At 36.5% G+C, this 14,201-nt stretch carries 13 protein-coding genes; 6 read left to right on the top strand and 7 right to left on the bottom strand.

What is annotated here, in order from left to right; all coding sequences use genetic code 11:
* The first annotated feature begins 2 nt into the window (after positions 1-2).
* On the top strand, positions 3-611 hold the full coding sequence (gene rfbC, locus EHLA_RS01460) for a dTDP-4-dehydrorhamnose 3,5-epimerase (protein ID WP_021908298.1): 609 nt from the start codon (positions 3-5) through the stop codon (positions 609-611).
* Between the two features lie 549 nt (positions 612-1,160).
* Here the strand turns inward: rfbC and EHLA_RS01455 are convergent.
* The 3 genes from EHLA_RS01455 to EHLA_RS01445 all read right to left on the bottom strand — a co-directional run bounded on the left by EHLA_RS01455 (position 1,161) and on the right by EHLA_RS01445 (position 4,025).
* Positions 1,161-2,042: an IS3 family transposase gene (locus EHLA_RS01455; RefSeq protein ID WP_242970754.1), complete on the bottom strand. Its 882-nt coding sequence runs from the start codon at positions 2,040-2,042 to the stop codon at positions 1,161-1,163.
* A gap of 20 nt (positions 2,043-2,062) precedes the next feature.
* Positions 2,063-2,722 (bottom strand): helix-turn-helix domain-containing protein, encoded by a 660-nt coding sequence (locus EHLA_RS01450; protein WP_096238895.1) that lies wholly within the window; start codon positions 2,720-2,722, stop codon positions 2,063-2,065.
* A 505-nt stretch (positions 2,723-3,227) separates the two neighbouring features.
* A complete protein-coding gene (locus EHLA_RS01445) occupies positions 3,228-4,025 on the bottom strand; it encodes a GNAT family N-acetyltransferase (protein ID WP_096239040.1) in 798 nt (265 codons plus the stop codon).
* Between the two features lie 92 nt (positions 4,026-4,117).
* Here EHLA_RS01445 and mltG point away from each other — a divergent pair, with 92 nt between their 5' ends.
* Positions 4,118-5,479 carry an endolytic transglycosylase MltG gene (gene mltG / locus EHLA_RS01440; RefSeq protein WP_096239039.1) on the top strand — a complete coding sequence of 454 codons (1,362 nt, stop codon included), beginning with the start codon at positions 4,118-4,120 and terminating at the stop codon, positions 5,477-5,479.
* A gap of 273 nt (positions 5,480-5,752) precedes the next feature.
* Entirely contained in the window at positions 5,753-6,013 is a 261-nt protein-coding gene (locus EHLA_RS01435; RefSeq protein ID WP_021907427.1) for a helix-turn-helix domain-containing protein, read from the top strand.
* 567 nt (positions 6,014-6,580) lie between these two features.
* On the opposite strand, the gene EHLA_RS01430 is transcribed toward EHLA_RS01435, so the two are convergent.
* Positions 6,581-8,332 carry a S8 family peptidase gene (locus EHLA_RS01430; protein WP_096239038.1) on the bottom strand — a complete coding sequence of 584 codons (1,752 nt, stop codon included), beginning with the start codon at positions 8,330-8,332 and terminating at the stop codon, positions 6,581-6,583.
* Between the two features lie 441 nt (positions 8,333-8,773).
* On the opposite strand from EHLA_RS01430, the gene EHLA_RS01425 reads away from it, so the two are divergent.
* Entirely contained in the window at positions 8,774-9,037 is a 264-nt protein-coding gene (locus EHLA_RS01425; protein ID WP_096239037.1) for an HPr family phosphocarrier protein, read from the top strand.
* 329 nt (positions 9,038-9,366) lie between these two features.
* Here the strand turns inward: EHLA_RS01425 and EHLA_RS01420 are convergent, their stop codons facing one another.
* A complete protein-coding gene (locus EHLA_RS01420; protein ID WP_021907603.1) occupies positions 9,367-9,888 on the bottom strand; it encodes a peptidylprolyl isomerase in 522 nt (173 codons plus the stop codon).
* Positions 9,889-10,158: 270 nt separating this feature from the next.
* On the opposite strand from EHLA_RS01420, the gene EHLA_RS01415 reads away from it, so the two are divergent.
* Together EHLA_RS01415 and EHLA_RS01410 are read left to right on the top strand one after the other, a co-directional pair.
* A complete protein-coding gene (locus EHLA_RS01415; protein ID WP_157908532.1) occupies positions 10,159-10,974 on the top strand; it encodes an HAD family hydrolase in 816 nt (271 codons plus the stop codon).
* Positions 10,975-11,100: 126 nt separating this feature from the next.
* On the top strand, positions 11,101-12,282 hold the full coding sequence (locus EHLA_RS01410) for a cation diffusion facilitator family transporter (RefSeq protein WP_096239035.1): 1,182 nt from the start codon (positions 11,101-11,103) through the stop codon (positions 12,280-12,282).
* Positions 12,283-12,625: 343 nt separating this feature from the next.
* Here the strand turns inward: EHLA_RS01410 and EHLA_RS01405 are convergent, their stop codons facing one another.
* Both EHLA_RS01405 and ung read right to left on the bottom strand, forming a co-directional pair.
* A complete protein-coding gene (locus EHLA_RS01405; RefSeq protein WP_096239034.1) occupies positions 12,626-12,979 on the bottom strand; it encodes an arsenate reductase family protein in 354 nt (117 codons plus the stop codon).
* A gap of 66 nt (positions 12,980-13,045) precedes the next feature.
* Complete coding sequence (ung, locus tag EHLA_RS01400) at positions 13,046-13,720, bottom strand: uracil-DNA glycosylase (protein ID WP_021906456.1); 675 nt, start codon at positions 13,718-13,720, stop codon at positions 13,046-13,048.
* Between the last annotated feature and the right edge of the window lie 481 nt (positions 13,721-14,201).

Raw genomic sequence — 14,201 nt, 5'->3', positions numbered from 1 at the left:
TCTTGGGACAGATTAAAGTAAAAAAGAACGTTGGAGGAATCGAAGGTTTATGTATTATTGAACCTACCGTACATGGTGATTCTCGTGGCTATTTTATGGAAACATATAATAAAAATGATATGGCAGAAGCAGGACTGACAATGGAGTTTGTTCAGGATAATCAGTCTTCTTCTTCTAAAGGTGTTCTTCGTGGATTACATTTTCAAAAACAACATCCACAGGGTAAGCTTGTTCGTGTGATTAAGGGTACCGTTTTTGATGTCGTTGTTGACCTGCGAAGTCACTCTGAAACATATGGAAAATGGTTCGGAGAAATCCTTTCTGCAGAAAACAATAAACAATTCTATATCCCGGAAGGATTTGCCCATGGCTTTCTTGTTCTATCTGACACTGCAGAATTTTGTTATAAATGTACGGACTTCTACCGTCCAGGTGATGAAGGTGGTTTAGCGTGGAACGACCCTGAAATCGATATTAAATGGCCAAAACTCGTCGGAGAATATCCTGGTTCCCCAATCGGAGAAGGCTATCATTTAGAAGATGGAACTCCACTTACTTTAAGTGATAAAGATCAGAAATGGCTCGGAATAAAAGAAACATTTAAATTCTAATTTGTAGATTTCGTGTAGACGAAAAAAGAAATACTGGCATATCCCATCTGCTCTATAGTCGCTGTGTTTAAAATGCTCGTTCGCATCTTAAACACGCTCCGAAGCCGCATCTGGGATATGCCAGTATTTCTTTTTTCTGACTATACTAAATCCACAGTTGGTGAGAATTAGTATTTTTGTTTGAGGAAAATATGGGGTTTCTTCAAAAGTCTATGGATTTCGTTAGAATGAATATCTCCAGAAGAAGATATTTTTTACTTGATTGTATAAAATCATATCAGATGTGAGATGACTCCTATCTTATGGAGAATTTTTTCTCTGGTTAACTCTCATAATCTTCTGGAGAATCCCCTTCTCTTTCTAACAAAAATCACTAATTTACTATTTGTTATCAAATCCAGTCAGCCGCTGAAATAAAATTTTATGCTGAATTGTAAGAAGACTATGATAAAGAAAAAAGAATAGTTATAATGGTGTGCATCCCGTCAAGTAGACAATTAAAAAAATATAAAATTTTTGTGTTGCCCGGTTGGATATCGGGCAACATTTTTATGCCGCCAATCGTTGCTTTTCATGAAATTCCATTGGTGTTAATACTCCAAGTCCTCTCTGTGGTCGGTCGTTTGTATAGTAATCTATATATTCTGTGATTGCCTTCACTAATTCTTCTCTGCTCTCAAATTTCTTTCCATAATACATTTCCCGTTTCAAGATTCCCCAAAAGCCTTCCATTACTCCATTATCTGTACAGTGTGCTACCCTCGACATACTCTGTATCATTCCTGCTTCTTCCAATTTCTGATGGAATCTTCGGGAGGTATACTGATATCCTCTGTCACTGTGAAAAATAGGATGGGCTTCTGGATTTGCCTTTACTGCTTTATCAAAAGTTTCAAATACCAGCGCATTATTATTACTATCCCCAATAACATATGCAACGGGCCGTCTATCACATAAGTCTAATATAGCGCTTAAATATATTTTATGAACACTGTCTAAGGTGTTTCCATATTTGAATTCCGTTACATCAGTAACCCATTTCTCATTAAGGTGTTCTGCCTTAAATTCTCTATTAAGAATGTTTTCTGCAATAAATGCTGGGTTGTTTGATGCTCTGGTACAGCCATTATACCGGCTCTTTAAGTTGGACCGGATCTGTTTTTTTCTGCAAATACGGAGGATTCTCTTATCATTTACCCGAATGTCTTCATCGTGGCGCAGCTTGTCATTTAACCTTCTATATCCCATATCTGGATGTTTTTCATGTAATTGTTCCAGTTTCTCTGCCAATTCCTCGTTAAATCTCTCGTTCGGTGTCTCTACGTGATGGAGCCATTTGTAGTAGGATGATCTGGCGATTCCACCTATTTCACATAATAACAGGATTGGATAGTTATATTTTTCGTGTTCTTCCTTGATTGCCCGATAGATATGTTCCTGGCGTATCAGGCTCAGCCTCCCCTCCTCTCTATCTCTTCTAATTTTTTTAAGAAAGATATCTCTATTTCTGCCCGTCTTTTTTCCGCACGCAGAAGTCTTACTTCTGCACGCAGTTTTTCTACTTCCGTCATTTCCTCTGGGGATTTTCTCTTTCCCCGCTTATCTTGCAGCCCATCCACCCCGTTTTCTTCATATCTTATAGTATAACTTCTGGCCTGATGATAAGAAATGTGAAATTTTTTTGCTGTTTCCGAATAGTTATGAGAATGTTTTATGCAATATTGAACGATCTCGACACGTTCTTCAAATGTAGTTTTTCTGCCTTTAGTCATGATTGGTCTACCTCCTGTTTCCTTATCATGACTATTATACTTCATAATCCATCTTCTGAGTATCTGTGCATCTGAAATTTTGTGTTTGGCACAGATATCCCGGAGAGAACCTTTTCCAGAAAGATAATCGAAAACAGCTGCTTCTTTTTGAGCAGGAGTTCGATAGGTATGACCTTTTCGAAAAAAAGCTTCCGGTCCAATTGATTGATAATTTCTAAGCCATTTATCAACGGTCGTATAATAAACTCCTATTTTTGATGCAACAGAACTGATGGATTCTTTTTTCTGAAGAATTTTTTCCATCCATTGTATTTTTTCTTCTGGAGAAATCTTATCCATAAAAAATGCCCCCTTTCAGATAAACAGTTTTATTTTTTTCAACTGTCTACCTAAAAGGAAGCATACCATAAGTATTGCATTTTGTGACTTTGCGCTGTGGAATTTTGACTCTGAAAACTTCGGACTCGTTTTTCCGAAGTTTTCGTTTTTTGAGGCAAAATGAAGCGTTTAGCACAACGGAACAAAATCTAACTTATAACTATTCTTTTTTCTTTACAAGACTAACTACAATTCATCTCAATATCTTCTACTAAAGCGGCGTCTGTGTCCCCAGCAAATTAGTATTTAATCCTCATTCTCCTCAATTGTGGATTTATGATAGTCAGAAAAAAGAATTGTTATAAGTATTGCATTTTGTGACTTTGCGCTATGAAATTCTGACTATAGGAACTTGGGACTCGTTTTTCCCAAGTTCCTGTTTTTCTAGGCAGAATGGAATGTTTAGCGCAACGGAACAAAATCAAACTTATAACAATTCTTTTTTCGTCTACACGAAACCCACAAATCAAATCATTATGATTCGCAAAAGATTTTTCTTTGCCAGTCGAATGGAAGCAATATTTTCCTTTTCAATTCTGGTAATGACTTCTGTAAAATAGAGATATTCTTTTTCGAAGTGAAGCAGGGCGGGCAGAACTTCTGATGCAAATCCCTGTCTTTGCCATTCTTTTAATATAGAATATCCAATTTCAACATAATAATCCTCCGTATTTTCCAACGGCGAAAAGCCGGCAATGCCAAGAAAGGTGTCGTCGGTTTTTTTGAAAATACCATAGATTCCGTAGCCATAAAAACTATATTGATTTTTTATATAATCTAAAAGAAAAGTTTCTGCAGCAACAGTTGTGCAGCAATTTTGTGGAAAGAAGCAGCCAGATGGATTATTTTTATTTTCTTTCTGTAACAATAAAAGTTCAGGCAGTTGTTTGACGGTAAGTTCACGAATAGTGCAGCGGGAGGTTGTAGTTATCATCAGGGGAATATGATGATGTCTGCAATATACTTCTCTTAGAAAAAACGGACTGAGTGCATCTGCATCTAAAATCATCCAGGGCGTTCCCATCAGAGTTTCCTGCTTATTATTTTCGTGAGAAAATGCGATGGCTGGAAGATTATATTTTTTTGCAAGTTCTATATTTTGATCAAGATCACACAAGACAAGAGAAAAATCTGGGAAATCAGAGAAGGAAGGAAACTCTTTAGAAATTATAAAATTTATGGTATAGTTAAGATACTCTGAGGAAAAATGCCTGGCGATAGTATTTCCCAGGTTTTCGTCCATAATAATAAAAAAATTAAACATAACAGAGTCCTTTCTAACATATTCGTGTTTCTTATTGTATTTATCATACAAAAGAAAGGGATACTTGTAAAGAAGTTCTGTTTTGGAGGGTAATGATGCGAAAGGAAGAGAATATAGAAAATATAGAAAAGGAAGATCTGTGCAGTAAACTACAGGTTCATTTCATAGAGAATACAGAGGCGGAAAAGTCGGTAGAGGATACCGCATCGACAGATCAGATTTCAACTGATTCTTCTGTAAAGCCAGAAGAATGTTCTAAGAGAATGAATAAAAACAACAGTGAGAATGATGCACAGGAGGCAGCAAACGAAAGCAAACGCAAACATAGACATGAAAATATAACAAGCCAGAACGCAGAAGCTGTTGAAGAAACATTTTATAAAGTGACAGGAGAAGCAGAGCCGGAACGTAAGTCGCATCCGATTCGTAATGTGATACTGGGATTGCTGGTATTGATTCTTGTAGCAGGTGCCGCTATATCTTATCCGATAGGTAAAGAATATTTTCAGGAAAAGTCTGTAGCAGGAAAAGATATTGAAGTAACAATCAAAAAGGGAAGCACCTCAAAAGATGTGGGAGCGATTCTTAAGAAAAAAGGTGTTGTCCGCTATAAAACAGCCTTTTTATTAAAGTTATACTTCTCCGATTATAAAGGCAAGCTTCGTTATGGAACATTTGATTTAAACGATGGAATGAGTCTTAGCAAAGTAATTAAAGAATTAGCTACTCAGAATGGTCAGAAGGAAAATAAATTTACTATTCCGGAAGGATATACGATTGAGATGACAGCCGATAAGCTTGAAAAAGAAGGAATTATGACTGCACAGGAATTCCTTACAGCTGTAACAAAAGCGGCGGATACATCAAGGTATAAAAATATTCTTCCAGACAAAACAAAAGTATTTTATCAATTACAGGGTTATATTTATCCAGATACGTATTATTTGTCAAAGAATATTACAGGGGATCAGCTCGTAGCTAAGATACTCGAAGAGTTTGATAAAAAGTTTGATACGACAAGACAACAGAAAGCAGCTCAGCTTGGTATGTCTGTAGAAGAAGTATTAATTCGTGCATCTCTGTTACAGAAGGAGACAGAGTTACCAGAGGAATATCCAATCATTGCAGGAGTTATTCAAAATCGTCTCGATAAAAAGATGAAACTACAATTCGATTCTACAGCAGTATACGCAATCACAAAAGGTCAGTATGGCATTGCAAGAGTTATGTATAAAGACTTAGAAGTAGATTCTCCATATAACACTTACAAATATAAGGGACTGCCGGTTGGCCCAATCTGCAGTCCAAGCTTAGAAGCTATTGACGGTGTCTTGAATCCGCAGAAGAATGATTATTTATATTTCCAGATGAATACAGTGAAAAATGATGGCTCCAATATCTTCACCAAAACATATGAAGAACATAAAGCAGCATCAGCAACAACAGAACAGTAGAATACTAACATTCTGTCTTTTGCTATTTCACTTCAACAAAACATTTTTATTTTCAAGAATGCCCCGGCATTCTTACTGCCGGAGGCTATATCAGTGGGGGAGTCAATCCCATCTGATATATTAATGAGACAATGTACTTGTATATTGTCTCATTTTTTTCGCTTTTTCCGCATTTGTCTCACTTTTACGACCGTATGGTATTATCAAATTTTGTAAAATAAAACCATATAATGCGCTTACGCATAACAAAATTTGAAAGGAAGGTAAGAAATTATGCCAAAGCCAGTTGCGGAAACAGGCAACAAGAATTTAATCGGCTCTAACTTAATTGCTTTAAGAAAAAAACACCATTTATCACAAAGAGCACTTGCACATGAACTACAGCTCAAAGGTTATGATATTGACAAAAATGTAATTACAAGAATCGAAACACAACAACGTTTTGTAACAGATATCGAAATCCAAGCATTTTGTGAACTTTTCCACATCACATTTGAAGAACTAATAAATCCAAATATGAATTTGATGGACTAAAGAGACGAAAACCAGAAATTTAATATAGAAAAAAATGTGAAGATAGTCGCTTCGCAGAAAATGCCTGCTCGGCATTTTTACTCGCTCCGACATCACATTTTTTTCTATATTAAATTTCTGGTTTTCTGCTTTTTGGCTCCAGATGGAAATTAGTATTTAAATCTTGGATGGGAGAGAGGGGATTGTCCAGAAGTCTGTGGTTTTTATTTGGAATGAAAATCTCCAGAAGAGGGGTATCTTCTTACAATTCAGCATAGAATTTTGTTTTAGCGGCTGTCTGGTTTTGATAACAAATAACAAATTAGTAATTTATGTTGGAAAGATAACAATTTGAGTGTCAATCCTTTAGAATTTAATTTTTCGGAAGACCATAGCCTTCTGGCACATTCCATGTTGTTAAACCATAGATTTAGATAGTCAGAAAAAAGAAATAATGCCCTATCCCAGATGCGGCTTCGGAGCGTGTTTAAGATGCGAATGAGCATTTTAAACACAGCGACTACAGAGCAGATGGGATAGGGCATTATTTCTTTTTTCGTCTACACGAAATCTACAAACTAGTATTTTTTAAAATCTTTGTTCTAGTAAAGTATTATATATATTTATCTTTCCATAGCCCCATTCTCGGTTTGGATATTCATATGGTCCATCTTTTACCGCTCCCCGAATAAGATAGGTTCTCATGTCCTGCCCATTCATAAACGGGTCGTAGCCGGCAATAAATGCCCATTCCTGCATTAATGCTCCTATTCCCGCACCAAAGGCTGCTGCTATACTGCTTCCGCTTCGTACTCTTTCTTTTCCGGCTTTTTCTCCGTTTCTGTCAATTCTTGAAATCCCAGGGATTTTTACAGAGACTCCTGGGGCAGCAAGGTCCGGTACAATTCTTCCGTCTCTTGTATATCCTTTGCTTGCTCTTATATATAATCCTCCGGTTGTCACATCATATGGCGTATATGTTATGGCGTACTGAGCATTTCCTGGTGAAGTGACGGTCTGTTCGGAGTCTGGATTAATGAATACTGTTTCTTCTTTTAAGAAATTGCTGATTGGCATCCAGATATCGTACGTTTTTTCACCGTTTCCTGTTCCGTAAATAAAAAGCTTCCATATGCCGGGAACGAGATTTTTAAAGTTCATCCGGATTACCTGTGAACCTCCTATTGTTGCTCCCGGAAAAGAACGTATTTCCAATAATGTATTTTCGGGGAAAAAGCGAATGCTTCGAAATTCTCCCATTTTAAGCTGCATACGCTCAATATTTTCTCCTCCGGGAGACAGAACCCCTACTGTATACACATTTGGCTCGTCACCCCAAAGCTCCATGATGAAGCCATTTTCTCCTTCTGCCACATTAAAATCAACTGTCTGATATTGTTCCTCTCTCCGTATTGTTCCATGAAAATGATGACCGCTGATTCCTTCGTTTCCTCCTGCGATATGAAAAGAAATTTTGGGGAGTAGCGATAGATAGGAAATATATCTTGCCAGACCATTGGCTCCATTGTGTCCTCCAAGGTTTGTTCCGATTCCAAGACAGATTGATACCGGTCTTCCCAATTTATTTGCCACACTGATGACATAACGTACTGCCAACATAACGTCATCCTCCTGACAGGACCAGATGCCATCCGGAATAGAATAAAATTCACGCAAATATTTTTTACTTTGTTTTAATTTTACAACAACAAGTTCCGCATCCGGTGCTACACCCGAAAATCCCTTATCGATATCTTCTCGTCCGGCTGCAACGGCCGCGAGAAATGTTCCATGTCCATTCTCATCTCCGGGGAGTTTTTTATCTTTCTTTTTTATCCCTTCACTAATTTCTTCTCTCGTCCATTCCGTTCCGTAAAGAAATCCTTCCGGTCTTGTTCCACTCTGGTCACTCTGATCCCACAGTGCGACAACTTTGGAACTTCCGTCTTCATATAAGAAAAGAGAATCCTCTAATCGAATGCCTGTATCAATAATCCCAATCAAAGTCCCACTTCCCCTGTAACCAAGCTGAGGAGATCGTCTGACTTTCAGAATTCCCGTTTCTTCTAATTCTTCCGAAGCCATCAGACCATAGCATTTTGGAACAGTATTATATCGAAATCTTCTATCATCTCCTGTCAGGGGATTCTTCGACTTTATATAAACAATAGACTGATTATATCCTATAGGAAACACACAATAGTCTGCCAATTCATTTTCAAAAAAATTTTCATCAAGTAAATAATCAACAAGATATTCCTGATATTCTTCATTTGCCGGAACCCCAACACAATCCTTTTCCTGAAGCAATGCCTTTAATCCATCTTGATTATTTTCCATAAAATCTCCTTCTTTAAAATCTCTTTCTTTTTTTATATGAAAATCATTACATCACACATTATCTGAAATATTTTCTGGAATATTTTCTTTTATGTATATGCATTTTCAGGAAAAATGCTTCTATATTTTTGCTATTAACTTTTTTTGCTATGCCACAACAACGAATTGTCTATTTTTCATAAGAAATGTTTAAATATCTACCCTCAAATTTCTTTTCCTTCTATTGAAAACTGTCCTTTCAAATGTTAACATATTTATAATATTAGGATTAAAAAGTCAAACACCTTATCGTGCTGACCTTTTGACCCTGATATCATATTTATTAAATAAAGACCATAATTTAGAGCGTTTCTGCCTTTTTCTACATTTGGCACCGCTCTGAATCATTTTAACCAGTTACATTCATTAATTTTAGCGTTGAAAGTTTTGGAGGCATTTCCAGTGATCACAAAAACCATTACCATTAATTCTATGGATAAGATTAAAACTTTTGTAGACATAATTAATAAATTTAACGGACGTTTTGATTTAGTGTCTGGCTGCAGTATTGTCAATGCAAAGTCCATCATGGCCATTTTCAGTCTTGATATTTCCCGCCCGGTTTATCTCTACATCTATAACGAAGATTCCGCTGATTATGTTGCAAAAGCATTAAAAGATTTTGAAGTGAATGCATTGCAGATACAGGAACAGCTTTTAGCATAATGATATTATCCATTTGACTTAACTGATGAACACAAGAACATCAATTTTATCTCAGTCGAGAAGACTCCCACCTCTTTCAGGTGGTGAGTGACAGCAAATTTGTCTCAGTGGGAGTCCAATCTCTGACTGAGATAAACGCTCCGCGAGGATGCGCAGTGATTCTGTAAAGAATATGTCAGCTTACGCTGACCAGAATCACGCGCCAAGTCTCGCGGCTGCTCGACTTGAATTTAATTTAACAAAAAATGAACCAGAAAAAGTACAGATACAAAGTCTGTACTTTTTCTGGTTCGGCCAATTTCTTCTATTGAAATTCAAACACAGAATGTTTATTTTTCTATTTTTTCTGGTTCTGGATATTCTTCTCCCTGTGTATCTACAGTTACGGATGCCATTACCTGTTTTTCGTATGGAGAATCCATAAATGTCTTCACAGATGCAATCTTATCTACAACATCCATTCCTTCAATTACTTTACCAAATGCGGCATATTCTCCGTCAAGATGTGGAGCTGCCTTATGCATGATAAAGAACTGGGAGCCTGCAGAGTTTGGCATCATGGAACGAGCCATGGAAAGCACACCTGCTTCGTGCTTTAACTGATTTGTAAATCCGTTATTAGAGAATTCTCCTTTAATACTGTATCCCGGATTGCCGGTTCCGTTTCCAAGAGGGCATCCTCCCTGAATCATAAATCCTTTAATAACACGATGGAAAATCAGTCCATCATAAAATCCCTTATTAATTAATGAAATAAAGTTATTCACTGTGTTTGGAGCAATCTGTGGATATAATTCTGCTTTGATTACATCTCCATTTTCCATCGTAATTGTAACAATTGGGTTTGCCATTGTACTTCATCCTTTCTCATAGTTCTATCTATTTCTATTTTTAACATAATAACATATTTTTTTATATTTTCCAACTAAATCAATCTCCAACTTTCTCTCATTTCCCTTCTGATAAAATATATGCTATAATTATTTTCGTTCGTTTTCAGAAAATTAATTCTGAATGCTTTTAATTTCATGATGTCTGGGGCAAAAGTTCAAAACTCCGTTCATTCTTGCACGATAAGGTATTTGACTTTGGGTCCCGCAAAATATAAGAAAGGATTTTTTATGAATAGAAAACTTTTATTTTTTGATATTGACGGCACACTGCTTGCCGGAGGCATTCCCGGATATATTCCTGACAGCGCTATAGAAGCTTTAAAGCAGGCACAGGCAAATGGACATTATATTTTCATCAACAGTGGACGCACATACGGATTTATGCCAGAAGCAATTAAGGAATTTCCTTTTGATGGCTATGTATGCGGTTGTGGTACAGAAGTAATCTTTCATGGAGAAACTCTTTATCATTATGATCTTGATGATTCTTTAAAACGCAGTTTAGATGATATTTTAACAGAATGTAAAATTCAGGCCGTATGCGAAGGTCGAAATTCTTGCTATTTTCAGGCAAAAAATGATGCAGAAGTCTTTGCACCAATTATCACTATTCGTAATTCTTATGCAAAGACAAATCTTGAACATCCCATTCGTTTTCTTGACGACCCTGTTTTAGCTTTTGACAAGTTCATTATTTTAACAGACACAAACAGTGATATTGATTTATTTCACACGAAGCTAAAAGATAACTTTGACTTTATAATAAGAGAGGAAATGCATCCTTACGGATTCGAAGAGATTGTTCCTAAAGGATGTTCCAAAGCAAGTGGTATCGATTTCATTGTAAAGCATCTTAAAGCATCTTTAGATGACTGCTATGTATTTGGTGATAGTACAAATGATCTTTCTATGCTCACTCATGTAAAGAATAGTATTGCTATGGGAAATGCCTATCCTGAAGTGCTTAGAAACACCTCCTATGTTACAACCCCGATTGACAGGGATGGAATCAGGAATGCCTTAAAGCATTTTAAATTAATTTAATATTGGTCGTTTTTGATTTTCTATTCCTAAACATAATTAGATATACCTTCCAAAGATTAGCTTGCAGTTTTTTTCATAAACTGTTATAGTGGAGTAAATATTACAGCTACAGCTAGGGGGATATTTATGACAGATTTTCTTGTAAACAAATTTATAAAAGACAGTACCAATATTGAAAGTACAGAAGTCCGGACTCGCTATGGTATGCTTACCAGCGTTGTTGGGATTTTTTGTAATGTTTTGTTGTTTTCCGTAAAACTTACGATCGGACTTATTTTAAGTTCTCTTGCTGTTACCGCAGATGCTTTTAATAACTTATCCGATGCTGCTTCGTCTATTATCAGCTTTATCGGGGTGAAAATGGCCGGGAAGCCCGCAGATGCGGAGCATCCTTTTGGACATGGAAGAATTGAGTATATTGCGGCTTTAATTGTTTCATTTCTTGTTATTGAAGTTGGATTTACTTTCTTTAAAAGTTCGATTTCTAAGATACTGCATCCAGAAGAAATCAGTTTTGATCTTGTACCATTTGTTATCCTTATTTTATCAATCCTTGTAAAGTTATGGATGGCATTTTTTAATAATAAACTTGGTAAAAGAATTGATTCTAAAGTTATGCTTGCAACTGCAGCGGATTCTCTCGGAGATGTTATCACAACGAGTGCTACTGTACTTTCGATTATTATCTGCCACTTTACATCCATTAATGTCGATGCGATTGCCGGCCTCATTGTATCTGCTATTGTTATCTGGTCCGGTATCTCTATTGCAAAGGATACGTTAGAACCTTTAATCGGTGAGCGTGTCCCTGCGGAACTTTATCAGAAGATTACAGATATCGTAGAATCTTATGATGGAATTGTCGGAACGCACGATCTGATCGTCCATAACTATGGTCCGAATCGAAGCATGGCTACCATTCATGCCGAAGTTCCGAATGATATTAATATTGACGTATCGCATGAAATTATTGATAAGATTGAACGCGATGTAAAAAAAGATTTGAATATTCTTCTTGTTATCCATATGGATCCGGTCGAAATGCGTGATGAAGAAGTTCTTTCTCTTCGAGAGAAGACTTCCCGCATTGTTCATGCGCTTGATCCTGAATTGAATTTTCATGATTTTCGTGTTTTAAAAGAAAATGAACAACGAAATCTCATTTTTGATCTAGTGATTCCTGATTCTTATTCTGAAAAAGATGCAAACCGCGTGATGCATCAGCTTGTATCTCTTCTTCACGAAATGGATGAAAATGTAGAATGTATTATTACATTAGATAGAAGTTTTGAAGCACCGGAAAGCTAAGCCGTCACAACTTTTAGTTTTTCTTCCTATTCAATAAGCCGAGGCACAGATTTCCAATGTCTGTGCCTCATTTCATTTACTATTCTATATTCCCTGCATCGGATTTTTACAACTTGTAAAATCACCACTCTCTAGCTATATCTATCCTTATGAAGCCTCTTTTCATAAGCGATATACTTCTCTGTTTCTACTTTATAATTCTCCTGTTTCATCGTTACAAGATAAACCTCAAGCATATAAAAAAAATATATAGATTCTGACTCGCAACAGTAACATTTCTATCTTTATATAACTGTAAAAAAAACTCTATCTGACGTAACTCTATTTCCCCATCCCAAAGTCTTTATAACTTCTCTTCCCATTCTTTTTCTTTAAACCCGACCAAAACAAAATCTTCACCTACAACGATTGGTCGTTTCACAAGCATACCATCTGTTGCCAGTAACGCATACTGCTCTTCTTCACTCATTCCAAGCAGTTTATCTTTAATTCCATTATTACGATAAACCTGTCCACTTGTATTGAAGAAACGCTTTAATGGAAGACCACTTTTCGCATGCCATTCCTTTAACTCTTCCGCAGTTGGATTCTCTTCTACAATATGTCTGTCATCAAACTCCACATCATGATCTTTCAGCCACTTACCTGCTTTCTTACATGTGGAACACTTTGGATACTCTACAAATAAAACTTTCATCCTTATCCTCTCTCCTTCTTATCTTTCTTTAAAAATTTTTAAAATACTTTTATACCTTCCAAGAATCTAAATATTCTCTATCTGCCAATCAATTGGTTCAAGCTCATGAAAACGCAGGAATTCATTTGCCTGACTAAAATGCCTGCATCCAAAAAATCCACGATAAGCAGACAACGGACTTGGATGTGGCGCCTCTAAAATTAAATGATTGGGGTTCGTAAGCATCGGCTTTTTATTCTGTGCCGGCCTTCCCCAAAGCAAAAATACAATTGGCCGATCCTGTGCATTAAGTACACGTATCGCTGCATCCGTAAACTCTTCCCATCCGATTCCTCTATGAGAATTCGCCTGATGCGCCCGAACAGTAAGAACCGTATTTAATAAAAGGACACCTTGCTCTGCCCACTTTACCAAATACCCATTATTCGGAATATAACAACCAAGGTCATCATGAAGTTCCTTATAAATATTAACCAATGATGGCGGAATATCTACCCCCGGCTTTACAGAAAAGCTTAATCCATGTGCCTGCCCGTTATTATGGTACGGATCCTGTCCAAGGATCACAACCTTAACATCCTTTAACGGTGTCAAATGAAACGCACTGAATATCTCATCAGACGGAGGAAAAATTTCATGTGTCTGATATTCCTCATTCACCTTTTTATAAAGTTCCCTGTAATACGGTTTCTTATATTCTTCTTTGAGCGCCTCCGCCCAATCATTATTAATCGCTGCCATATTTTATCCTCTATTTCCTTCACTGTTTTATCTATATTGCTATTATAGCCTATACTCATGAACAGTGCAATAACTACTAATTTGTAGATTTCGTATAGACGAAAAAAGAAATAATACCATATCCCATCTGCTCTGTAGTCGCTGTATTTAAGATGCTCGTTCGCATCTTAAACACGCTCCGAAGCCGCATCTGGGATATGGTATTATTTCTTTTTTCTGACTATACAAAACTCACAGTTGGTGAGAATTAGTATTTTTGTTTGAGGAAAACATGGGGTTTCTCCAAAAGTCTATGATTTCGTTAGAATGAATATCTCCAGAAGAAGATATTTTTTACTTGATTGTATAAAATCATATCAGATGTGAGATGACTCCTATCTTATGGAGAATTTTTTCTCTGGTTAACTCTCATAATCTTCTGGAGAATCCCCTTCTCTTTCTAACCCAAATTACTAATTTGCTATTTGTTATCAAATCCAGT

Source organism: Anaerobutyricum hallii, from assembly GCF_900209925.1.
GTDB classification, from domain to species: Bacteria; Bacillota; Clostridia; order Lachnospirales; family Lachnospiraceae; genus Anaerobutyricum; species Anaerobutyricum soehngenii.
This window is presented reverse-complemented; position numbering and strand designations above follow the sequence as displayed.

What these genes read in the sequence shown, in the direction of transcription:
- EHLA_RS01450 (WP_096238895.1), bottom strand. Translation starts at nt 2,722, where the DNA reads ATGGATAAGATTTCTCCAGAAGAAAAAATACAATGGATGGAAAAAATT.
- EHLA_RS01445 (WP_096239040.1), bottom strand. Translation starts at nt 4,025, where the DNA reads ATGTTTAATTTTTTTATTATTATGGACGAAAACCTGGGAAATACTATC.
- mltG (WP_096239039.1), top strand. Translation starts at nt 4,118, where the DNA reads ATGATGCGAAAGGAAGAGAATATAGAAAATATAGAAAAGGAAGATCTG.
- EHLA_RS01435 (WP_021907427.1), top strand. Translation starts at nt 5,753, where the DNA reads ATGCCAAAGCCAGTTGCGGAAACAGGCAACAAGAATTTAATCGGCTCT.
- EHLA_RS01430 (WP_096239038.1), bottom strand. Translation starts at nt 8,332, where the DNA reads ATGGAAAATAATCAAGATGGATTAAAGGCATTGCTTCAGGAAAAGGAT.
- EHLA_RS01420 (WP_021907603.1), bottom strand. Translation starts at nt 9,888, where the DNA reads ATGGCAAACCCAATTGTTACAATTACGATGGAAAATGGAGATGTAATC.
- EHLA_RS01415 (WP_157908532.1), top strand. Translation starts at nt 10,159, where the DNA reads ATGAATAGAAAACTTTTATTTTTTGATATTGACGGCACACTGCTTGCC.
- EHLA_RS01410 (WP_096239035.1), top strand. Translation starts at nt 11,101, where the DNA reads ATGACAGATTTTCTTGTAAACAAATTTATAAAAGACAGTACCAATATT.
- EHLA_RS01405 (WP_096239034.1), bottom strand. Translation starts at nt 12,979, where the DNA reads ATGAAAGTTTTATTTGTAGAGTATCCAAAGTGTTCCACATGTAAGAAA.
- ung (WP_021906456.1), bottom strand. Translation starts at nt 13,720, where the DNA reads ATGGCAGCGATTAATAATGATTGGGCGGAGGCGCTCAAAGAAGAATAT.